Here is a 25,357-nt window from a genome sequence, read left to right on the forward strand (position 1 = left end):
GATGACAACCCCCAACGAAAAACTCGTTGACGCGCTGCGGGCCTCGCTGAAGGAAACCGAGCGGCTGCGTCGGCAGAACCAGCAGCTCACCGACGCGTCCCGGGAACCGATCGCGATCGTCGGCATGAGCTGCCGGTTCCCCGGCGACGTCGGCAGCCCCGAGGAGCTGTGGCAGCTCGTCGCGGGCGGCCAGGACGCCATCTCGGGCTTCCCGGCCGACCGTGGCTGGGACATGGAGGCGCTGTACGACCCGGACCCGGAGCGCGCGGGCACCTTCTACGCCCGCGGTGGCGGCTTCCTGTACGACGCGGACCAGTTCGACCCCGGGTTCTTCGGGATCTCGCCGCGTGAGGCCCTCGCGATGGACCCGCAGCAGCGGCTGCTGCTGGAGACGTCGTGGGAGGCGTTCGAGCGGGCCGGGATCGACCCGGCGACGATGCGGGGCTCGCGCACCGGTGTGTTCGTCGGCGCCTCCACGCAGGCCTACGGGGCGGGCGGGTACGACCTGCCGGAGGGCGTCGAGGGTCATCTGCTGACCGGTACCGCCGCCAGCGTCGCGTCCGGGCGGCTCTCGTACACCCTGGGTCTGGAGGGCCCGGCGGCCACCGTCGACACCGCCTGCTCGTCCTCCTCGGTCGCGCTGCATCTGGCGGTCCAGGCGCTGCGGCAGAGCGAATGTTCGCTCGCCCTGGCGGCGGGCGTGACCGTGCTGTCCTCCCCGGATGTGTTCGTGGAGTTCAGCCGTCAGCGCGGGCTGTCCGCCGACGGCCGGTGCAAGTCCTTCGCGGCGTCGGCGGACGGCACCGGCTGGTCCGAGGGTGTCGGTGTGCTGCTGGTGGAGCGGCTGTCGGACGCGCGGCGCAACGGCCACCCGGTGCTGGCGGTGGTGCGCGGCTCGGCCGTCAACCAGGACGGTGCGTCGAATGGTCTGACGGCGCCCAACGGGCCGTCGCAGCGGCGCGTCATCCGCCAGGCCCTGGAGAACGCCCGCCTGACCGCCGCCGACGTGGACGCCGTGGAAGCACACGGCACGGGGACGACGCTGGGCGACCCCATCGAGGCGCAGGCGCTGCTCGCCACCTACGGCCAGGACCGGCCGGATGGGCAGCCGCTGTGGCTCGGCTCGCTGAAGTCGAACATCGGCCACACCCAGAACGTCGCCGGAATCGGCGGCGTCATCAAGATGGTCATGGCGATGCGGCACGGTGTGCTGCCGCAGACGCTGCACGTGGACGAGCCCACCCCGCACGTCGACTGGTCGGCGGGCGAGGTGTCGCTGCTCACGGAGGCGCGGGAGTGGCCGGAGACGGACGGCCGCCCGCGCCGCGCGGGCGTCTCGTCGTTCGGCGTCAGCGGGACGAACGTCCACACCATCATCGAGCAGGCGCCGGAGACCGAACCGGCCACGGCCACCGCGACGCCCACCGTGGCACCCGCCGTGCTGCCGTGGGTCCTGTCCGGACGCGGCGCCGCCGCCCTGCGCGCCCAGGCCGGGCGCCTGGCCGCGCATGTGCGGGCCCACCCCGACCTGCGCCCGCTCGACCTCGGCCACTCGCTCGCCACCACCCGCTCGGCCTTCGAGCAGCGCGCGGTGGTCGTGGCGGCCGACCGCGACGGCTTCCGGGCCGCACTCGACGCCCTGGCGGGCGCGGAGGACGCCCCGGGGCTGGTGCAGGGCTCGCCGGTGCCGGGGAAGGTGGCGTTCCTGTTCACGGGGCAGGGGAGCCAGCGGCTGGGGATGGGCCGTGAGCTGTACGAGGCGTATCCGGTGTTCGCGGAGGCGCTGGACGCGGTGTGCGACGCGCTGGACGCGCATCTGGAACGGCCTTTGAAGGGCGTCCTGTTCGGGGACGACGCCTCGGTGCTCGACCGGACCGGCTTCACCCAGCCCGCGCTGTTCGCCGTCGAGGTGGCGCTGTTCCGGCTGGTCGAGGCGTGGGGTGTGAAGCCGGACTTCCTGTCCGGGCACTCGATCGGTGAGTTGGCTGCCGCGCATGTGGCGGGGGTGTTGTCGCTTGCGGACGCTGCTGAGTTGGTGGCGGCGCGTGGGCGTCTGATGCAGGAGCTTCCGGCCGGTGGCGCGATGGTCGCGGTGCAGGCGTCGGAGGACGAGGTGGCGCCGCTGCTGAACGAGCGGGTGTCGATTGCCGCGCTCAACGGGCCGTCGTCGGTGGTCATCGCGGGTGACGAGGACGCGGTTCTGGAGATCGCTTCCGGTTTCGAGGAGCGGGGTCGGAAGACCAAGCGGCTGACCGTCAGCCACGCCTTCCACTCGCCGCGTATGGACGGCATGTTGGACGCGTTCCGCGAGGTGGCGCAGGGGCTGTCGTACGAGGCTCCGCGCATTCCGATCGTGTCGAATCTGACCGGTGCCGTGGTGTCCGCCGAGGAGATCACCAGCCCGGACTTCTGGGTGCGCCATGTCCGTGAGGCCGTCCGCTTCCTGGACGGTGTCCGTGCGCTCGAAGCCCAGAACGTGACCACGTTCGTCGAGCTGGGCCCGGACGGTGTGCTCAGCGCCCTGGGGGAGGAGTGTGTCCCGGGGGCGGCGACCTGCTTCGTGCCGGTGCTGCGCAAGGGCCGTTCCGAGGCCGAGTCGCTGACGAACGCCCTCGCGCGGGCGCATGTGCGCGGGGTGACGGTGGACTGGTCCGCGTTCTACGCGGGCACGGGCGCCGACCGGGTCGAGCTGCCGACGTACGCGTTCCAGCACCGCCGGTACTGGCTCGAGGCGCCTCCCGAGGCGGCGGCGTCGGGAGCCCCGGCCGTCAACGTGGTCGAAGGACGCTTCTGGGAGGCGGTGGAGCGCGGGGACTGGGAAGCGCTCGCAGGCGAACTGCGGGTCGAGGGCGACCAGCCGCTGAGCGCGGTGCTGCCCGCCCTGTCGTCGTGGCGCCGTGAACAGCGGGAGCTGACCACGGTCGACGGCCGTCTCTACCACGTCGTCTGGAGGCCCCAGTCCCGTGTGCGGGGTGGTGCGTCGGAGACGGCCGCTCCGACGGGCACCTGGTTGCTGGCGGTTCCGGCGGGCCGTGGGGACGATCCCTGGGTCGCCGCGGTGGCCGATGATCTGGTGCGGCGTGGCGTGCGGGTGGTGCGGGCCGAGCTGGACGTGGCCGATGCCGATGTGGAAGCGCTCGCCGGGCGGCTCGCGTCGGCGGCGGCCGATGGTCCGGTGGCCGGGGTCCTGTCGTTGCTGGGGCTGGACGAGCGCCCGCATCCGGAGCATCCGGCGGTGCCGGTCGGTCTCGCGTTGACCGGTGCGCTGGTCGAAGCGCTGGACCAGCAGGACGGCTATGCCTCAGCACGGGTGTGGTGTGTGACCCGGGGCGCGGTCTCGATCGGTGGCGCGGACCGGCTCGACAGCGTGACACAGGCGCAGCTCTGGGGCATGGGCCGGGCCGTGGGGCTGGGCTGGCCCGAGCGGTGGGGCGGTCTGGTCGATCTGCCGGAGTCGCTGGACGGGCGTGCGCTGGACCGGCTCGCGGGTGTGCTCACCGGAGTGAGCGGCGAGGATCAGGTGGCGATCCGCGCCGCCGGGGTCTTCGTACGGCGTGCCGTGCGGGCTCCGCGCGACGCGGCCGCCGCCTCCACCGAGCCGTGGACGCCGCGTGGCACGGTGCTGGTGACCGGCGGCACGGGCGCGTTGGGGCAGCATGTGGCCCGTTGGCTGGCCCGCGATGGCGCCGAGCGGCTGGTGTTGCTCAGCCGCCGTGGCCCGGACGCCCCGGGCGCGGCCGAGCTCGTGGCCGAGCTGTCCGGGACCGGTACCGTCGTGTCCGTCGAGGCGTGCGATGTGGCCGACCGCGAGGCGCTTGAGGCGCTGGTGGACAGGCTTGCGGCGGACGGTGCGCCGGTGCGGGCGGTGGTGCACGCGGCCGGTGTCTCCCAGGAGCCCGGCACCGACGGGGACTGGTCCGAGTTCGCCCGCATCATGGAGGCGAAGACGGCCGGGGCGATCCACCTCGACAGCATCTTCGACGAGTCGTCCGACCCCCTCGACGCCTTCATCCTCTTCTCCTCCATCGCCGGTATCTGGGGCAGCGGCGGCCAGGGCGCGTACTCCGCGGGCAACGCGTTCCTGGACGCGCTGGCCGAGCGGCGCCGGGCCCGTGGCCTGCCCGCGACCGCCGTGGCCTGGGGGCCGTGGGCGGACGGCGGTATGGCCGCAGAGGGCGACGCCGAGGAACAGCTGCGCCGCCGTGGCCTGCGGGTGATGGCGCCGGATCTGAATCTGGTCGCGCTCCAGCGGGCGCTGTCCCGCCCGGAGGCCGTCGTCACGGTGGCGGATGTCGATTGGGAACTCTTCCTGTCGACGTTCACCGCTGTTCGGCCGAGTCCGCTGCTGACCGAGCTGGCGCCGGTCCGGGACGTCGGCGAACGGGATTCCGGCGCGCGTGGCGAGGGCGGTGCCGAGTCGGCTTCCGCGCTGGCCGGGCGGCTGCTCGGACTGCCCGAAGCGGAGCGGAAGCGTGCGCTGCTGGATCTGGTGCGTACGCGTGTCGCGGGCGTGCTGGGCCACGCCGATGTGGCGGAGGTCGGTGGCGAGCGGGCGTTCCGGGATCTCGGTTTCGACTCGCTCACCGCCGTGGAGCTGCGCAACGGTCTGAACACCGCCACCGAGCTGCGGCTTCCTGCCACGCTCATCTACGACTACCCGACCCCGATCGCCCTCGCCGACCATCTGTTCACCGAGCTTCTCGGCGGGCAGGTGGCCGGTGCCGACGGCCCGGCGGTGGCCGGGGCCGTGGAGGCCGACGACGAGCCGATCGCGATCGTGGCGATGAGCTGCCGGTTCCCGGGTGGTGTGGAGACGCCCGAGGAGCTGTGGCAGCTGCTCATGTCCGGTACGGACGCGGTTTCGGGTATGCCCACGGACCGGGGCTGGGACCTGGAGGCGCTGTACGACCCGGACCCGGATCAGCCGGGCACCTCGTACGCCCGTGACGGCGGTTTCCTCGACGCCGCGGCGGAGTTCGACCCGACCTTCTTCGGGATCTCGCCGCGTGAGGCCCTCGCGATGGACCCGCAGCAGCGGCTGCTGCTGGAGACCTCGTGGGAGGCGTTCGAGCGGGCCGGGATCGACCCGGCGACGCTGCGTGGTTCGGCGGCCGGTGTCTTCGTCGGCACCAATGGCCAGGACTATCTGTCGGTGCTGTTGAGCGGTGAGCAGGACGGCATCGACGGCCATGTGGGCACGGGCAACGCGGCCAGCGTGATATCGGGCCGACTGGCGTACACCTTCGGCCTGGAGGGCCCGGCCCTCACCATCGACACCGCCTGCTCCTCCTCGTTGGTCGCCCTGCACACGGCGGTCCAGGCGCTGCGGGCCGGTGAGTGCTCCATGGCGCTGGCCGGTGGTGTGACCGTGATGTCCACCCCCGGCGCGTTCATCGAGTTCAGCCGTCAGCGCGGACTCGCGCAGGACGGCCGGGTCAAGGCGTTCGCGGCGGCCGCCGATGGCACGGGGTGGGGTGAGGGCGTCGGCATGCTGCTGGTGGAGCGGCTGTCGGACGCGCGCCGCAACGGCCACCCGGTGCTCGCGGTGGTGCGCGGTACGGCGGTGAACCAGGACGGTGCGTCGAATGGTCTGACGGCGCCCAACGGCCCGTCGCAGCAGCGGGTGATCCGGCAGGCGCTGGCCAACGGGGGTCTGTCGGCCACCGAAGTGGACGTGGTGGAGGCGCACGGTACGGGTACGGCGCTGGGCGACCCGATCGAGGCGCAGGCGCTGCTGGCCACCTACGGCCAGGACCGCCCCGACGACCGGCCGCTGTGGCTGGGGTCGGTGAAGTCGAACCTCGGCCATACGCAGGCGGCCGCGGGTGTCGCAGGTGTGATGAAGGTCGTGCTGGCGATGCGGCACGGTGTGCTGCCGCGGACCTTGCACGTGGATGAGCCGTCGCCGCATGTGGACTGGTCGGCGGGCGACATCGAGTTGCTGGCCGACACCCGGCCGTGGCCGGAGACCGGTCAGCCGCGTCGTGCGGGCGTCTCCTCGTTCGGCTTCAGCGGAACCAACGCGCACGCGGTGCTGGAGCAGGCGCCGGTGGCCGAGGTGGAGTCGGCCGGGGCTGTCGCGGGGGAGGCGGACGGTGTGCTGCCGCTCGTCCTCTCGGGCAAGACGGAGGAGGGGCTGCGGGCGCAGGCCGGGCGGCTGCGCGAGCACCTCGTGGGGGAGGACGGGGTCCGGCTGGTGGACCTCGCCTTCTCCCTGGCTGTCGGCCGGTCGGCGCTCGACGAGCGGGCGGCGTTGGTCGCGGAGGACCGCGACGGGCTGTTGGCCGGTCTGGAGGCGCTCGCGGAGGGCCGCTCCGCCGCCGGGCTGGTCCGGGGGTCGGTGACCGGCGGCCGGGTGGCGTTCCTGTTCACGGGACAGGGGAGCCAGCGGCTCGGCATGGGCCGCGAGCTGTATGAGACGTATCCGGTGTTCGCGGATGCGCTGGACGAGGTGTGTGCGGAGCTGGACGCGCATCTGGACCGGCCGCTGCGTGACGTCCTGTTCGGGGATGACGCCTCGGTGCTGGACCGGACGGGCTTCACCCAGCCCGCGTTGTTCGCCATTGAGGTGGCGCTGTTCCGGCTGGTGGAGGCGTGGGGGCTGCGGCCCGACTTCCTGTCCGGCCACTCCATTGGTGAGTTGGCTGCCGCGCATGTGGCGGGTGTGCTGTCGCTCGCGGATGCGGCGAAGCTGGTGGCGGCGCGTGGCCGTCTGATGCAGGAGCTTCCGGCGGGTGGCGCGATGGTCGCGGTGCAGGCGTCGGAGGACGAGGTGGCGCCGCTGCTCACCGACCGCGTCAGCATCGCCGCCCTCAACGGGCCCACCTCTGTGGTCATCGCGGGTGACGAGGATGCGGTTCTGGCGATCGTGGCTGGTTTCGAGGCGCAGGGTCGTAAGACCAAGCGGCTTACGGTGAGCCACGCGTTCCATTCGCCGCGTATGGACGGGATGCTGGAGGCGTTCCGTGAGGTGGCGGAGGGGCTGTCGTACGAGGCTCCGCGTATTCCGATCGTGTCGAATCTGACCGGTGCCGTGGTGTCCGCCGAGGAGATCACGTCGCCCGACTTCTGGGTGCGCCACGTCCGGGAGGCCGTGCGTTTCCTCGACGGTGTGCGGACGCTCGAAGCGCAGGGTGTCACCACCTTCGTCGAGCTGGGCCCCGATGGTGTGCTCACCGCGATGGCGCAGGAGTGCGTGACCGGCGAGGACGCCGCCTTCGCGTCCGCCCTGCGCAAGGACCGTCCCGAGGCCGAGGCGCTGACGAACGCCCTCGCGCGGGCGCATGTGCGCGGCGTGACGGTGGACTGGACCGCCTTCTACGCCGGTAGGGGCGTGACGAGGGTCGAGCTGCCGACGTACGCGTTCCAGCGGCAGCGCTACTGGCCGCGGGTGTCGTCGCTGTTCTTCGGTGATGTGGCCGCGGTGGGCCTGGGCGAGGCGGGGCATCCGCTCCTGGCGGCGACCGCCGAACTGCCGGACTCGGACGGGACGCTGTTCACCGGCCGTCTGGCGCTGTCCACGCATCCGTGGTTGGCCGAGCACACCATCCTGGACACGGTTCTGCTGCCGGGCACGGCGCTGGTGGAGCTGGCGGTCCGGGCGGGTGACCAGGTGGGGTGCGACTATCTGGAAGAGCTGACGCTGGAAGTGCCGTTGGCCTTGCCCGAGCAGAGCGGTGTGCAGCTGCGGCTTGCCGTCGGCGCCGCCGACGATGCGGGTCGGCGGTCGTTGTCGCTGCACTCCCGTCAGGAGGGTCTGCCGGTCGAGGAGCCGTGGACCCGGCATGCCAGTGGTGTGCTGGCGCCCGGTGGCCGGCCGGAGGCGTCCTTCGAGCTGGGTGTGTGGCCTCCGGCGGATGCCACCGAGATCGACCTCGGCGGCCGCTACGAAGGCCTGCGGGACATTGGTTTCGCGTATGGGCCGGTGTTCCAGGGGCTGCGCAGGGCGTGGCAGCGTGACGGTGAGATCTTCGCCGAGGTGACGCTGCCCGAGGACGCCGCGGAGGAGGCGGGCCGGTTCGGTCTGCATCCGGCGCTGCTGGATTCGGCTCTGCACGCCGTGGGGCTTGAAGGGCTGGGCAACACAGATGGCGAGGGGCGGCTGCCGTTCGCGTGGAGCGGGGTGTCGCTGTACGCGAGCGGTGCCTCGGCGCTGCGGGTGCGGTTGGCGCCCGCGGGCGGCGACGGGGTGCGGCTGGAGATCGCGGACACGGCCGGGGTGCCGGTCGCCGCGGTGGAGGCGCTGCGGCTGCGTCCGGTTTCGGCCGAGCAGCTGCGGAGTGCGCGTACCGAGTATCACGAGTCGCTGTTCCGCGTGGAGTGGACCGAACTCGCGGGTGTGGCCGGTACGGATGGCGGCGGTCGGTGGGCGGTGCTGGGCACCGACGACCTCGCGCGTGACGTGGCGGGCGTGGGCTCCGACGTCGCGTCGTACGCCGACCTCGCGGAGCTGACCGCGGCGATCGAGGCCGGTGCGGCCGTACCACGGGTCGTGCTGGTGGCACCGTCCGCGCGGGGCGGCGAGGACGTGGCAGGCGCCACGCACCGGGCCGCCGCCGAGGCGCTGGCGCTGGTGCGGGCATGGCTGGACGACGAGCGGCTCGCGGACGCGCGGCTGGCGGTGCTGACTTCGGGGGCGCTGGCCACCGAGGCCGGTGAGCCGGTGGCGGATCTGGCGGGCGCCGCGGTGCGGGGCCTGTTGCGTACGGCGCAGTCCGAGAACCCGGACCGCTTCGTCCTCATCGACGTCGACGGCCGTATCGATGTCGACGGCGGTCAGGGCTGGCTCGACGCGCTGCCCGCGGCGCTGGAGAGCGGCGAGCCCGACATCGCCGTACGGCAGGGTGCCCTCAGGATTCCCCGGTTCGCCCGCGCCGCGTCCGGGGCCGACAGCCGCGCCCCGGAAGGGAATCCGGACGGCACGGTGCTGGTCACCGGTGCCAGCGGCTCGCTGGGCGGCCTGGTCGCCCGGCGGCTGGTGGCCGAGCACGGCGTACGGCAGCTGCTGCTGGTCAGCCGTCGTGGCGAGGCGGCGCCCGGCGCCGCCGAACTGGGCGCCGAGCTGGTCGAGTTGGGCGCTCAGGTGCGCTGGGCGGCGTGCGATGTGGCGGACCGGGACGCGCTGGCCGCGACCCTCGCCGCCGGGCATCCGCTGACCGGCGTGGTGCACACCGCCGGTGTGCTGGACGACGGTGTGATCGGCTCGTTGACGCCGGAGCGGCTGGCGGCGGTCCTGCGTCCGAAGGTGGACGCGGCCTGGAATCTGCATGAGCTGACCCAGGACCTGGACCTGACGGCGTTCGTGCTGTTCTCGTCGGTGGCCGGGGTGTTCGGCAGCCCGGGGCAGGGCAACTACGCCGCCGCCAACGCCTTCCTGGACGCGCTGGCGCAGCACCGTGCGGCGCGTGGCCTGCCCGCCACCTCCCTGGCGTGGGGCCTCTGGGCCGGTGACGGCATGGGCGACACGCTCGACGAGGCCGACATCGCCCGTATGCGGCGGGCCGGACTTCCCCCGCTGCCCGTGGCGGAGGGCCTGGCGCTGTTCGACACCGCGCTGTCCATGGGCGAAGCGTCCCTGGTGCCGATGCGCGTGGATCTCCCGGGCCTGCGCACGCAGGCCGCGGCCGGTGCCGTCTCGCCGCTGCTGCGCGGTCTGGTGCGGGTACCGGCGCGGCGTGCGGTGGACGCCGTCGCCGGGGCGGTCGAGTCGGACCTGACGCGGCGGCTCTCGGGGCTGTCGGAGCCGGAACAGGAGCGGCTGCTGCTGGACCTGGTCCGTGACCAGGTGGCGACCGTGCTCGGGTACGCGGGCGCGGAGACCATCGGATCGGCGCGGGCGTTCAAGGAGCTGGGCTTCGACTCGCTGACAGCGGTCGAACTGCGCAACCACCTCAACTCGGTGACCGGACTGCGGCTGCCCGCCACCCTGGTCTTCGACTACCCGGACCCGCGGGTCCTGGCCCGCCATCTGCGGACCGAGCTGGTGGGCGATCAGACGGACGAGGGCACGGCGGCCCCTGTGCCGACCGCCGCCGTCACCGACGACGACGCGATCGCCATCGTCGGGATGAGCTGCCGCTACCCGGGCGGGGTCAGCACGCCCGAGGAGTTGTGGCAGCTCGTCATGGGGTCCGTGGACGCCATCTCCGACTTCCCGGCCGACCGTGGCTGGGACCTGGACGGGCTGCGGAGCGACGATCCCGGCAACGCGCGCACCAGCGCCACGGGCCAGGGCGGCTTTCTCCACGACGCGGCCGAGTTCGACCCGGACTTCTTCGGGATCTCGCCGCGTGAGGCCCTCGCGATGGACCCGCAGCAGCGGCTGCTGCTGGAGACGTCGTGGGAGGCGTTCGAGCGGGCCGGGATCGACCCGGCGGCGGCGCGCGGCAGCAAGACCGGTGTCTTCGCCGGAGTCATGTACCACGACTATCTGTCCCGCCTGAACGCTGTCCCCGACGGGCTCGAAGGCTATCTGGGCACCGGCTCCGCGGGCAGTGTCGCCTCCGGCCGGGTCGCCTACACCTTCGGGCTCGAAGGCCCGGCGGTCACCATCGACACTGCCTGCTCGTCGTCGCTGGTGGCGCTGCACCTGGCCGCGCAGGCGCTGCGCAACGGCGAGTGCACGATGGCGCTGGCCGGTGGCGTCACCGTCATGGCCACCCCGGAGACCTTCATCGACTTCAGCCGCCAGGGCGGTCTGTCGACCAGCGGCCGCTGCAAGTCCTTCGCGGCCTCGGCAGACGGTACGGGCTGGGCCGAGGGCGCGGGCATGCTGCTCGTGGAGCGGCTGTCGGACGCACGTCGCAACGGCCACCGGGTGCTGGCCGTGGTGCGCGGCAGCGCGATCAACCAGGACGGTGCGTCGAACGGCCTGACGGCGCCGAACGGCCCGTCCCAGCAGCGCGTCATTCGCGAAGCGCTCACCAGCGCCCGGCTCACCACCGCCGACGTCGACGTGGTCGAGGCGCACGGTACGGGTACGACGCTGGGCGACCCGATCGAGGCGCAGGCGCTGCTCGCCACGTACGGCCGTGAGCGGCCGGAGGGGCAGCCGCTGTGGCTGGGCTCCCTCAAGTCGAACATCGGCCACACGCAGGCCGCCGCCGGTGTCGCGGGCGTCATCAAGATGATCATGGCGATGCGCCACGGTGTGCTGCCCCGGACGCTGCACATGGACGAGCCCACCCCGCACGTGGACTGGGCGTCGGGCGACGTCGAGCTGCTGGCCGACGCCCGGCCGTGGCCGGAACTCGGCCGACCGCGCCGGGCGGCCGTGTCGTCGTTCGGCGTGAGCGGTACGAACGCGCACACCATCCTGGAGCAGCCCCCGGCCCCGGTTCCGGCCCCGGCTTCCGACGTGGAGCTGCCGACGGTGCCGTGGGTGCTCTCGGGCAAGTCCGAGGCCGCACTGCGCGGCCAGGCCGAACGGCTCCTGGCCCACCTCGGCACCCACCCCGACCTGGATGCCACGGACATCGGCTACGCGCTGGCGACTGGCAGGGCGGCCCTGGACCACCGCGCGGCGGTGGTCGGCGTGGACCGCGCCGGGCTCGTCACAGCCCTGGAGGCGCTGGCGCGCGGCGAGTCCGCCGCGGGGGCGGTTGCCGACGGTGGCAAGGTGGCGTTCCTGTTCACGGGCCAGGGCAGCCAGCGGCTCGGGATGGGCCGTGAGCTGTACGGCGCGTATCCGGTGTTCGCGGAGGCGCTGGACGCCGTATGCGACGAGCTGGACCGGCACCTCGAACAGCCGTTGAAGACGGTGCTGTTCGGGGAGGATGCCGAGGCTCTGGACCAGACGGCGTTCACTCAGCCCGCGCTGTTCGCGGTCGAGGTGGCGCTGTTCCGCCTCGTCGAGGCGTGGGGTGTGCGGCCGGACTTCCTGTCCGGGCACTCCATCGGTGAGCTGGCCGCCGCGCATGTGGCGGGTGTGCTCTCGCTGGCGGACGCCGCTGAGCTGGTGGCGGCGCGTGGGCGGTTGATGCAGGAGCTTCCGGCCGGTGGCGCGATGGTTGCCATCCAGGGCTCGGAGGACGAGGTGGCGCCGCTGCTCACCGAGCGTGTCTCGATCGCCGCCCTCAACGGGCCCACCTCCGTGGTCATCGCGGGTGACGAGGACGCGGTTCTGGAGATCGCGGCTGGTTTCGAGGAGCGGGGTCGTAAGACCAAGCGGCTGACCGTCAGCCACGCCTTCCACTCCCCGCGCATGGACGGGATGCTGGACGCGTTCCGTGAGGTGGCGCAGGGGCTGTCGTACGAGGCTCCGCGCATTCCGATCGTGTCGAACCTGACCGGTGCCGTCGTCTCCGCCGAGGAGATCACGTCCCCCGACTTCTGGGTGCGCCACGTCCGCGAGGCGGTCCGCTTCCTCGACGGTGTGCGGACGCTCGAAGCGCAGGGCGTCACCACGTATGTCGAGCTGGGCCCGGACGGTGTGCTCACCGCCATGGCACAGGAGTGCGCCACCGGTGATGATGGGGCGTTCGTGACCGCGCTGCGCAAGGGCCGCGCCGAGCCGGAGTCGCTGACCGGTGCGCTGGCCGCGCTGCACACCTGGGGCGTCGCCCTGGACTGGCGGGCCTTCTTCGCCGGTACCGGCGCCGCGCGGGTCGACCTGCCGACGTACGCCTTCCAGCGGCAGCGCTTCTGGGTGGAGGACCCGGAAGAGGTCCGCGAGGCGGTGGCGGCCATGGATTCTGTGGACGCCCGGTTCTGGGAGGCCGTGGAGCGCGAGGATCTGACCGCGCTCGCCGGGACGCTCCGGTCCGAGGACGCGGACGAGCTGTCCTCGCTGAGCGCCGTCCTGCCCATGCTGTCGTCGTGGCGGCGTCGGCAGAGCGAGCGGTCCACCGTTGACGCCTGGCGCTACCGGGTGACGTGGAAGCCGGTGACGCCGACCCGGGGCGCGGGGACGCTGAGCGGCCGGTGGCTGGTCGTCGCGTCCGCCGACGGGACGGGCGACGTCTGGGCCGAGGGGGTCGTACGGACACTGTCCGCACGTGGCGCCGAGGCCCAGCCGGTCGAGCTGGTCGCCGAGGACCGTGCGGGCATGGCCGAGGGGCTGCGCGAGGCGGTCGCGGAGGGCCCGGTGGCGGGCGTGTTCGCGCTGCCGTCCGTCGCCGAGGGCGCCGAAGGACTGCTCCGTACGGCCGCGTTGACGCAGGCGCTGGGCGATCTGGGCGTGGCCGCGCCGCTGTGGGTCGCCACGCGTGGCGCGGTATCCACCGGCCGGTCCGACGGTCCGGTGGACCCGTGGCAGGCACGGGTCTGGGGCCTGGGCCGGGTGGCCGCCCTGGAACTGGCCGAGCGGTGGGGCGGTCTGGTCGACCTGCCGGAGACGGTGGACGACCGGGCGCTGTCCCGACTGGCCGGGGTGCTGACCGGCGCCGAGGGCGAGGACCAGGTGGCGGTACGCGCCTCCGGTGTCTTCGGCCGTCGGCTGACCCGGGCCACCGGGGACGCGCACGGCCGTGACTGGCGGCCGGGTGCGGGTTCGGTACTGGTGACCGGCGGGACGGGCGCACTGGGTGCGCATGTGGCCCGCTGGCTGATCGACAAGGGCGCCGAGCACGTGGTGCTCACCAGCCGCCGGGGCCTCGACGCGCCCGGCGCGGCCGAGCTGCGGGACGAACTCACCGCCTCGGGCGCCCGGGTCACCGTCGCCGCCTGCGACGCCGCCGACCCCGAGGCGCTGGCCGCGCTGGTGTCCGGGCTTCCGGCCGAACTGCCGCTGACGGCGGTCGTGCACGCGGCCGGGGTGCTGGACGACGGTGTCCTGGAGTCGCTGACCCCCGAGCGCTTCGCCACCGTGCTGCGCGCGAAGGCCGAAGCCGCCGCCAACCTGCACGAGGTGACACGGGACCTGGACCTCACGGCCTTCGTCCTCTTCTCCTCGTTCGCCGGTTCCCTGGGCGCCGCCGGTCAGGCCAACTACGCCGCCGCGAACGCCTTCCTGGACGCGCTCGCCGAACGGCGCCGGGCCGAGGGCCTGCCCGCCACTTCCGTCGCCTGGGGCCCGTGGGCCGAGGGCGGCATGGCCGCGGACGACGCGCTGGAGCAGCACATGCGCCGCGCCGGTGTGCCGCCGATGGCGGCCGAGCTGGCCATCACCGCGCTGCAGCGCGCCCTGGACCTGGACGAGGCCGCGGTGACGGTCGCGGACATCGACTGGGAGCGGCTGGCCCCCGGCTTCGCCGCGTCCCGGCCGAGCCCGCTGCTGCGGGAGCTGCCCGAGGCGCGTACGGCGCTGGAGGCCTTGGCCGCGCAGACGGCCGGTACCACCGGTGGCGGCGAGTCCTCGCTCGCGCGGCGGCTCGCGGACGTTCCGGCGGCCGAGCGCGAACGTGTCCTGCTGGACCTGGTGCGCTCCGCCGTGGCGGACGTACTCGGCCACGCCGACGCGGAGGCGGTGGAGGCGGGCCGGGCGTTCAGCGAGCTGGGCTTCGACTCGCTGACCGCCGTCGAGCTGCGCAACCGGCTGAACACCGTGACCGGGCTGCGGCTGCCGCCCACCCTGGTCTACGACTACCCGACGTCCTCGGCGCTCGCCGGCCACCTCCGTACGGAGTTCCTGGGCGACGAGAGCGCGGCCGACGCCGCCACCACGTCCCCGTCCGTGGGCGTCGTGGTCGACGACGATCCGATCGCGATCGTGGGCATGAGCTGCCGCTTCCCGGGCGGGGTGGACTCGCCCGAGGAGCTGTGGCGGCTGCTGGTCTCCGGCCAGGACGCGGTGACGGACTTCCCGGCCGACCGTGGCTGGGACGTCGAGTCGCTGTACGACCCGGAGCCCGGCGACGAGTACACCACCTACGTCCGCGAGGGCGGATTCCTGGCGGACGCCGGGGACTTCGACGCGGCGTTCTTCGGGATCTCGCCGCGCGAGGCCGTGGCGATGGACCCACAGCAGCGGCTGCTGCTGGAGACCTCGTGGGAGGCGTTCGAGCGGGCGGGCATCGACCCGACGACGCTGCGCGGGCAGCAGGTCGGCGTGTTCGCCGGTACGAACGGCCAGGACTACATGTCCCTCGTCCTCCACTCGCAGGACGGCGGCGACGGCTTCCTGGGGACGGGTAACGCGGCCAGTGTGATGTCGGGGCGCGTGTCGTATGCGCTGGGTCTTGAGGGTCCGGCCGTCACCGTCGACACCGCGTGCTCGTCGTCGTTGGTCGCGTTGCACTGGGCGATTCAGGCGTTGCGGGCGGGGGAGTGCTCTCTCGCGCTGGCCGGTGGTGTGACGGTGATGTCGACGCCGGGTTCGTTCGTGGACTTCAGCCGTCAGCGTGGGCTGGCGGCGGACGGTCGTATCAAGGCCTTCGCGGCCGGGGCCGATGGCACCGGCTGGGGCGAGGGTGTCGGCATGCTGCTCGTCGAGCGGCTGTCGGACGCCCGCCGCAACGGCCACACCGTGCTGGCGACCGTGCGCGGCAGCGCGATCAACCAGGACGGCGCGAGCAATGGCCTGACGGCGCCGAACGGGCCGTCGCAGCAGCGCGTCATCCGGCAGGCGCTGGCCGGTGCCGGTCTGTCCGCCGCCGAGGTGGACGCGGTCGAGGCGCACGGCACCGGTACGACGCTGGGCGACCCGATCGAGGCGCAGGCGCTGCTGGCCACGTACGGCCAGGAGCGGGACGCCGATCGGCCCCTGCTGCTCGGCTCCATCAAGTCCAACATCGGCCACACGCAGGCCGCGGCCGGTGTGGCGGGCGTGATGAAGATGGTGCTGGCGTTGCAGCACGGCGTGCTGCCGCAGACGCTGCACGTGGACGAGCCGACGCCGCACGTCGACTGGTCCGCCGGGGAGCTGGAGCTGCTGACGGAGGCGCGGCAGTGGCCGGAGACCGGCCGTCCGCGCCGGGCCGCCGTGTCGGCGTTCGGCATCAGCGGTACGAACGCGCACACCGTGCTGGAGCAGGCCCCGGCCCTGGAGCAGGCCCCGGCTTCCGATGCGGAGCTGCCGGTGGTGCCGTGGGTGCTGTCGGCCAAGTCCCCGGCCGCCGTACGAGGTCAGGCCGCGCGGCTGCTGGCCCACCTCGGCGGCGAGGCCGCACCCACCGACGTCGCCCACACCGATGTGGCTTACTCGCTGGCCACGACCCGCACCGCCATGGACCACCGGGCCGTACTCACAGCGGACGACGGGGACGGGCTGCTGGCCGGTCTCGCGGCGCTCGCACGGGGCGAGTCCGAGGTGCCGGGCCTGGTCGAGGGCTCGGTGGCCGGTGGCAAGGTGGCGTTCCTGTTCACGGGGCAGGGCAGCCAGCGGCTCGGCATGGGCCGTCAGATGTACGACACCTACCCGGTGTTCGCGGACGCCCTCGACGAGGTGTGCGCGCACTTGGACGCGCATCTGGAACGGCCGCTGCGCGACGTCCTCTTCGGGGACGACGCCGAGGTTCTGAACCAGACCGCGTTCACCCAGCCCGCGCTGTTCGCCATCGAGGTGGCGCTGTTCCGGCTGGTCGAGGCGTGGGGGCTGAAGGCGGACTTCCTCTCTGGCCATTCCATCGGCGAGCTGGCTGCCGCGCATGTGGCCGGTGTGCTGTCTCTCGCGGACGCGGCGAAGCTGGTCGCGGCGCGGGGCCGTCTGATGCAGGAGCTTCCGGCCGGTGGCGCGATGATCGCCGTCCAGGCCTCCGAGGACGAGGTGGCGCCGCTGCTGACCGAGCGCGTCAGCATCGCGGCACTCAACGGGCCCACGTCGGTCGTGGTCGCGGGTGACGAGGAGGACGCCGTGCAGATCGCGGCGTTCTTCGAGGCGCAGGGCCGTAAGACCAAGCGGCTCACGGTCAGCCACGCGTTCCACTCGCCCCGGATGGACGGGATGCTGGACGCGTTCCGCGAGGTGGCGCAGGGGCTGACGTATGAGACGCCCCGCATCCCGATCGTGTCCAACCTGACCGGGGACGTCGTCTCCGCCGAGGAGATCGCGACCGCCGACTTCTGGGTGCGCCACGTCCGTGAGGCCGTCCGCTTCCTCGACGGCGTACGCACCCTCGAAGCGCGGGGCGTCACCACCTTCGTCGAGCTGGGCCCGGACGGTGTCCTCACCGCCATGGCCCAGGACTGCGTGACCGGCGACGACGCCGACGCCGCGTTCGTCTCCGTCTGCCGCAAGGACCGGCCCGAGGCCGAGGCGCTGACGCATGCCCTCGCGCGGCTGTACGTTCGTGGCCCGGCCCCGGACTGGGAGGCGTTCTTCGCCGGGACGGGCGCGCGCAAGGTCGGGCTGCCGACGTACGCGTTCCAGCGCAGCCGCTACTGGGTCGACGCCCTGCTGACCCTGGACGAGGTGGCCTCGGCCGGGCTCGGCTCGGCCGGTCACCCGCTGCTGGGTGCGGCGGTGGAACTGCCTGACGCGGACGCGTTCCTCTTCTCCGGGCGGCTCTCGCTCGCGTCGCACTCCTGGCTGGCGGACCACACGGTGGCCGACGCGGCCGTGCTGCCCGGCTCCGCGTTCGTGGAGCTGGCGGTGCGCGCCGGGGACCAGGCGGGCTGTGCGCTGCTGGAGGAGCTGGCCCTTGCGGAGCCGCTGATCCTGCCGGAGCGCGGCGGGGTGCAGCTGCGGGTGTCGGTCGGCGAGCCGGACAACGGTGGCCGCCGTCCGCTGGCGGTGTACTCGCGCCCGGAGGGTGCGGAGCAGGACCGGCCGTGGACGCGGCACGCCGATGGCGTCCTCGCCCCGGCCGGGGTTCCGGCGGCCCCCGTCGGCGAGTTCGCCGTATGGCCGCCCGCCGACGCCGAGCCGGTGGACACCGCCGCGCTGTACGCGGGCATGGCGCGCGCCGGGCTGCTGCACGGCCCGGCGTTCCAGAGCGTGCGCGGCGTGTGGCGGCGGGGCGAGGAGCTGTACGCGGAAGTCCGCGTCGGCGAGGCGCAGCAGGCGGACGCCGCCCGCTTCGCCCTGCATCCGGCCCTGCTGGACGGCGCGCTCCAGCCGCTGGGGCTGGGTCTGGGCGTGGACGTGGACGGTGCCGCGGTGGCGGCCACCTGGCGGGGGCTGAGCCTGTACGCGGTGGGTGCCGAGGCGCTGCGCGTGCGGCTGGCCCCGGCGGTGGACGCGGCGGACGGCACGGTGTCGCTGGTGGCGGCCGACGAGGCGGGCGCGCTCGTCGCGTCGGTGGACGCGCTGACCGTCGCACCGCTCGACGCGGCCCGGATCGCCGGAGCGGTGGCGACGACCGGACGCCAGGACACGCTGTTCCGGGTCGACTGGGCCCCGGTGGCGGCTTCGGGCGGGGCTTCGGGCGGGGCCTCGGCGAGCTTCGCCGTGGTCGGCGGCGACGAACTCAAGCTGAGCGTGGCCCTCGACGCGGCCGGGCACACCGCCACGGTCCACGACGACCTGACCGCGCTGGACATGGCGGTCGTGATGGACGGGACGGCGCCGGACACGGTCCTGGTGCCCCTGGTGGCCGACCGTGGCGGCGACCTCGCCGCGGACGCCCACGCGGCCACCCACCGGGCCCTGGGCCTGGTCCAGGAGTGGCTGAACGGAGGTCGGCCGGGCAGCGCCCGGCTGGTGCTGGTCACCCGGGGCGCGGTCGCCGCGGCCGGGGACACCGAGGTCGCGGACCTGGTGAACGCGCCCCTGTGGGGGCTGCTGCGGTCCGCCCAGACCGAGAACCCGGGGCAGTTCGTGCTGCTCGACGTGGACGGCGAGGTGTCGTACCCGGCGATCGCGGCGGCGCTGGACTCGGGCGAGCCCGAACTCGCGCTGCGCGCGGGGGCGGCGTACGCACCGCGCCTGGCCCGGGTCGAGGCCCCGGCCACCGAGCCCGACACCGAGCCCGACACCGGGATCGACCCCGAGGGCACCGTCCTGATCACCGGCGCCACCGGCGGTCTGGGCAGGCTGGTCGCCCGTCACCTGGCCACCGTGCACGGCGCTCGCCATCTGCTGCTGACCAGCCGCACCGGCCCCGCCGCCGACGGCATGGCCGAACTGACCGCCGAACTCGGCGAGTTGGGCGCACAGGCCCGCGTCGTCGCCTGCGACGCGGCCGACCGGGAGGCCCTCTCCGCCCTGCTGGCCGGGATTCCGGCCGACCGTCCGCTGACGGCCGTGGTGCACACCGCGGGCGTCCTCGACGACGGTGTCATCGACATGCTGACGCCGGAGCGGGTCGACCGCGTACTGCGGCCGAAGATCGACGCGGCGGTCAACCTGCACGAGCTGACCCGCGATCTGGACCTGTCCGCCTTCGTGCTCTTCTCGGCCGCGGCCGGGACGATCGGCGGCCCGGGCCAGGGCGGCTACGCGGCGGCGAACGTGTTCCTCGACGCGCTCGCCGGACACCGCCGCGCCACCGGCCGGGCCGCGCAGTCCCTGGTGTGGGGCATGTGGGCCGAGGAGCGGGGCATGGGCGGCAGGATCGGCGAGGCCGATCTGGCGCGGGCGGCACGCGGCGGTGTGCTGCCGCTGTCCGCCGAGGAGGGCCTGGCCCTGTTCGACGCGGCCCGCGCGGTGCCGGGCGAGGCCGTGCTCGTGCCCGTACGGCTGGACCTGGCGGCGCTGCGCGGCGCCGCGTCCGCCGGGGAGTTGCTGCCGCTCTACCGCGGCCTGGTGCGCACCCCCGTGCGCCGGGCCGCCGACAGCGGCGGCCCGGCCGTCGCCGATGCGACCGAGGGTGCCGGGGCGGAGACCCTGGCCCAGCAGCTGGCGCGGCAGTCGCAGGCCCAGCAGGAGCGGACCGTGCTCGACCTGGTGCGCCGCCAGGTGGCCGCCGTCCTCGGTTACGCGTCGAAGGAGCAGGTGGGCGCCGAGCAGGCGTTCAAGGAGCTGGGCTTCGACTCGCTGACGGCCGTGGAACTGCGGAACCGGCTGAACGCGGCCACCGGGCTGAAGCTGACGGCGACGCTGGTGTACGACCACCCGACGCCGGTGGCGCTCGCGCGGCAGCTGCGCCACGAGGTGGCGCCGGAGGCCGCGGACGGCGGAATGTCCATTACGGAGGAGCTGGAGCGGCTGGAGAACAGCCTGTCCTCGCTGGCGCCGGAGGAGCTGGCGGTGGTCGCGGCGGACGAGGCCGCGCATGCGAACATCACGGTGCGCCTGCAGACGCTGCTGGCGAAGTGGCACGACGTGCGTCGCACCGCGGACGACGACGGGGCGGACGACGGGACGGACGCGTTCGAAGAGGTCAGCGATGACGAACTCTTCGACTTCATCGACAAGAGGTTCGGCAACGGCTGACCGCGAACGGCACCCACTCCCGGACCCCCGACGATCCAGAGCACTGCGAATAGGTGAACGTCCATGGCGACTGCCAACGAAGCCAAGCTCCGCGAATATCTGAAGAAGGTCACCACCGACCTCACCGCCGCCCACCGGCGGCTGCAGGAGGTCGACGAACAGGCCCATGAGCCGATCGCGATCGTGGGCATGAGCTGCCGCTTCCCCGGCGGTGTGCACACGCCCGAGGAGCTGTGGCGGCTCATGGACTCCGGTGGCGAGGCGCAGACCGCGTTCCCCGCCGACCGGGGCTGGGACCTGCCGAACCTGTTCGACCCGGACCCGGACACCCCGGACACCACGTACACCCGCGAGGGCGGCTTCCTCCACGACGCCACTCGGTTCGACGCCTCGTTCTTCGGCATCTCGCCGCGTGAGGCCCTCGCCATGGACCCGCAGCAGCGGCTGCTGCTGGAAACGTCGTGGGAGGCGTTCGAGCGGGCGGGTATCGACCCGGCCGCCCTGCGCGGCAGCCGTACCGGTGTGTTCGCGGGCATGAACGCCTCCGACTATCTGACGGTGGCGCTCGGCGCCGACGACGACTTCGGCGGACACCTGGGCACGGGCAACGCGAGCAGCGTCGTCTCCGGCCGCCTCTCCTACGCCTTCGGCCTGGAGGGCCCGGCCGTCACCGTGGACACGGCCTGCTCCGCGTCCCTGGTGGCGCTGCACCTGGCCGTCCAGTCGCTGCGGCTCGACGAGTGCTCGCTCGCGCTGGCGGGCGGCGTCCATGTGATGTCCACACCGGGGCTGTTCATCGAGTTCAGCCGTCAGCGCGGGCTGTCCCAGGACGGCCGCTGCAAGGCGTTCTCGGCCGACGCCGACGGCTTCGGCCCGGCCGAGGGCGTGGGCGTCCTGCTGCTGGAGCGGCTCTCCGACGCGCGGAAGAACGGCCACCAGGTGCTCGCGGTCGTCCGCGGCTCCGCCGTCAACCAGGACGGCGCGTCCAACGGCCTCACCGCCCCCAACGGCCCGTCCCAGCGGCGCGTCATCCAGCAGGCGCTGTCCAACGCGCGGCTGTCCGGCGCCGACGTGGACGTGGTCGAGGCACACGGCACGGGGACGTCGCTGGGCGACCCGATCGAGGCGCAGGCGCTGCTCGCCACCTACGGCGCCGAGCGCCCCGAGGAACTGCCCCTGCTGCTGGGGTCGGTGAAGTCCAACATCGGCCACACCCAGGGCGCCGCGGGCATCGCGGGCGTCATGAAGATGGTGCTGGCCATGCGGCACGGTGTGGTGCCGGAGTCGCTGCACATCGCCGAGCCGTCCCCGCACATCGACTGGTCGTCGGGCGGGGTCTCGCTGGTCACATCGGCCACCCCGTGGCCCGAGACGGGCCGCCCGCGCCGCGCGGGCATCTCCTCGTTCGGCTTCAGCGGCACCAACGCGCACACCATCATCGAGCAGGCCCCCGCCGAGGAGCAGGAGCCGGTGGAACTGGTGTCCAGGCAGCCGGGCGTGGTGCCGTGGGTGGTGTCCGGCAAGAGCGAGGCGGCGCTGCGCTCCCAGGCCCGGCGGCTGCTGGACCGCTTCCAGGACGAACCGGCGCTGCGCCCGGTGGACGTGGGCCTGTCCCTGGCCACGACCCGCGCCGCGCTCGACGTACGCGGTGTGGTCCAGGGCCGGGACCGCGAGGAACTGGTGGCCGGGCTGGCCGCGCTGGCCGACGGCGGCATGGCGGCGGGCGTCGAGCGGGGTTCCGTCGTCGCGGGTCAGACGGCGTTCGTCTTCCCGGGGCAGGGGTCCCAGTGGGTGCGAATGGGCGTGGGGCTGATGGACGCCTCGCCGGTGTTCGCCGCCCGTATCGAGGAATGCGCCGCCGCGCTCGCCGAGTTCACCGACTGGTCGCTGGTGGAGGTGTTGCGCGGGGTGGACGGGGCGCCGTCGCTGGACCGGGTGGACGTGGTCCAGCCGGTGCTGTTCGCGGTGATGGTGTCCCTGGCCGAGCTGTGGCGCACCCTCGGCGTCGAACCGGCCGCCGTGGTCGGCCACTCGCAGGGCGAGATCGCCGCCGCGTGCGTGGCCGGGATTCTGACGCTGAAGGACGCGGCACGCGTGGTGGCGCTGCGCAGCCAGGCGATTGGCCGGGTGCTGGCGGGCAAGGGCGGCATGGTGTCGGTGGCGCTGCCGGTGTCCCAGGTGCGGGAGCGGATCGCGCCGTGGGGCGAGGAACGCATCTCGGTGGCCGCCGTCAACGGGCCGTCGGCCGTGGTGGTTTCGGGCGAACCGGCCGCGCTGGACGAGCTGCTGGCGTCCTGTGAGGCGGACGAGGTCCGGGCCCGCCGGGTGCCGGTGGACTACGCCTCGCACTCCGCCCAGGTCGAGCTGTTGCGCGAGGAGCTGCTGGAGCTGCTCGCCCCCGTCCAGCCCAAGGCCGCCCGGGTGCCGTTCCTGTCGACCGTGACGGGGGAGTGGGCCGAGGGCCCGGAGCTGGACGCCGCGTACTGGTTCACCAACCTCCGCCGCACCGTCGAACTCGAAGGCGCCGTCCGGCGGCTGCTCGACGAGGGCTTCGGCGTGTTCATCGAGTCCAGCGCCCACCCGGTGCTGACCATGGGCGTGCAGGAAACCGCCGAGGACGCCGGTCTTGACGCGGCCGCCATCGGTTCGCTGCGCCGCGACGAGGGCGGTCTCGACCGCTTCTGGGCCTCCGTCGGCGAGGCGTGGTCGCGCGGTGTCGCCGTGGACTGGCACGCGGTGTTCGACGGCACCGGAGCCCGCCGTATCGAACTGCCCACCTACGCCTTCCAGCAGCAGCGCTACTGGCCCGAGGCCGGGGCGGGGCGCGCGGCGGGGGAGACCCCGCACGACGCCGTGGAGGCCAAGTTCTGGGCGGCGGTGGAGGCCGAGGACTGGCAGGCCCTGGCCGCCGAGCTGACCGTCGACGCCGACCAGCCGATGAGCGCCGTCCTGCCCGCCCTCGCCTCGTGGCGCAAGCAGGCCCGCGAACAGTCCACGGTGGACGGCTGGCGCTACCGCGTGACATGGCAGCCGCTCACCGAGGCGCGGTCCGCGCTCCCGGACGGCAGCTGGCTCGTCGTCGCGGCCAGCACCGACGACGCGTGGACGGCCGCCGTGACGGGCGCGCTCACCGGGCGCGGTGCCTCCGTCCAGCAGATCGTGGTGGACCCCGGCACGGACGGCCGCGAACAGCTCGCCGAGCGGCTGCGCACCGCGCTCGCGGAGGCGGAGGGCGGCTTCACCGGAGTGCTGTCGCTGCTCGCGCCCGCCGGGGGCACGGACCCTCAGGCCCCTGCCCTGCCCGCCGGGACCGCCGCCCAGCTCGCGCTGATCCAGGCGCTCGGCGACGCCGGAATCGGCGCGCCGCTGTGGTGCCTGACCCAGGGCGCGGTCTCCACCGGAGGCGCCGACCGGCCGGAATGCCCCGAACAGGCCCTCGTCTGGGGCCTGGGCCGGGTGGCCGCGCTGGAACATCTGGAGCGCTGGGGCGGTCTGGTCGACCTGCCCCGGGCACCCGACGAGCAGGCGCTGTCCCGCCTCATGGGCGTCCTCGCCGCCGACCATGACGAGGACCAGGTGGCGATCCGCGAGGCGGGCGTCTTCGGGCCGCGTCTGGTGCGCGCCCCGCTCGCCGACACGCCCCCCGTGCGGTCCTGGAAGCCGTCCGGCACCACGCTGGTCACCGGCGGTACGGGACGGCTCGGCGCGGAGGTCGCCCGCTGGCTGGCCCGCAACGGCGCCGAACACCTGGTGCTGGCGAGCCGCCGGGGCGCGGACGCCCCCGGCGCGGTGGAGCTGGAGGCCGAACTGACCGGGCTCGGCGCCAAGGTCACCCTCGCCGCCTGCGATGTGACCGACCGCGGGGCGCTCGCCGAAACCCTCGCGGCCATCCCGGCCGACCAGCCGCTGACGGCCGTCCTGCACACCGCCGCCGTCATCGAGGACGGTGTGATCGAGGGGCTGACCCCGGAGCAGGCCGGGCGCGTCCTGCGGCTCAAGGTGGACGCCACGCGCCATCTGCACGAGCTGACGAAGGATCTGGACCTCACCGCGTTCGTGCTGTTCTCGCACTTCTCCGCGACGTTCGGCGCACCGGGCCAGGGCAACCAGGCGCCCGGCAACGCGTTCCTGCACAGCTTCGCCGAGCAGCGCCGCGCGGACGGGCTGCCCGCCACCACCCTCTCCTGGGGCCCGTGGGGCGACGGCGGCACGGTCGACGGCGCCACCGGCGACCGGATGCGCCGCCACGGCATCCACGAGATGGCGCCGCTGCCCGCCACCGCCGCGCTCCAGCACGCCCTGGACCGGGACGAGACGGCGCTCACCGTCATCGCCATGGACTGGCGCCGCTTCACCCTCGCCTTCACCGCCGACCGGCCGCGTCCGCTGCTGGACGCACTGCCCGAGGCCCGCGAGATCGCCGAGGAGATGCGGGCGGACTCCGCCGAGGAGGCCGCCGCCGGGGACGCGCTGGCCGGCCGGCTGGCGACGCTGCCGGATGCCGAACGGGAGCGGGTGCTACTGGAGTTGGTGCGCGGCGCGGTCGCCGCCGTGCTGGGACACACCGGGGCCGAGGCGATCGAGGCGGGCCGGGCGTTCAAGGACCTGGGCTTCGACTCGCTCACCGCGGTCGAACTCCGCAACCGGCTGGGCGCGGCCAGCGGGCTCAAGCTGCCGCCGACCCTGATCTTCGACCACCCGACCCCGGCCGCCGTGGCGGCCCATATGCGGGCCGAGATCGTGCCGGACGCGGCGGCCACCGGCGCCCCGGTGCTCGAAGAACTCGACAAGCTGGAAACGGTGCTCGGGGACAGCACGCCCGACAACATCACCCGGGCGCGCATCACCATGCGCCTCCAGTCGCTGCTGGCGAAGTGGAACGAGTCGGATGACACGGCCGCCCCGGCCGAGCCCGCGGCGGCGCCGTCCGAGGCTCTCGCCCAGGGCGCGGCCGAGGCCGATCAGCTTCAGTCGGCCAGCGACGAGGAGCTGTTCGCATTCATCAACAAGGGTCTCGGAAGGGCGTGACGGGAATTCTGCTATTGACGTCGTTCCCGATGTCGGACAGGATTTTCCCCACCCTTGAATAGAGTTCTCCAATACCGGTTGCCCCCTATCGATTCCCTGGGTCGCCAGGGGTTCGTAGGGGGCATCTAGGGGTTGTCG

At 73.7% G+C, this 25,357-nt stretch carries 2 protein-coding genes; both read left to right on the forward strand.

Annotation, left to right across the window (positions count from 1 at the left end; all coding sequences use genetic code 11):
* The first annotated feature begins 1 nt into the window (after position 1).
* Positions 2–20,191 (forward strand): type I polyketide synthase, encoded by a 20,190-nt coding sequence (locus ABZ370_RS06795; protein WP_358617471.1) that lies wholly within the window; start codon positions 2–4, stop codon positions 20,189–20,191.
* Between the two features lie 63 nt (positions 20,192–20,254).
* Positions 20,255–25,219, forward strand: a complete 4,965-nt coding sequence (locus ABZ370_RS06800) for a type I polyketide synthase (RefSeq protein ID WP_358617474.1) — start codon at positions 20,255–20,257, stop codon at positions 25,217–25,219.
* The last annotated feature ends 138 nt before the right edge of the window (positions 25,220–25,357 follow it).

The sequence above is a fragment of the Streptomyces sp. NPDC005962 genome, assembly GCF_040629205.1.
Lineage (GTDB): Bacteria > Actinomycetota > Actinomycetes > Streptomycetales > Streptomycetaceae > Streptomyces.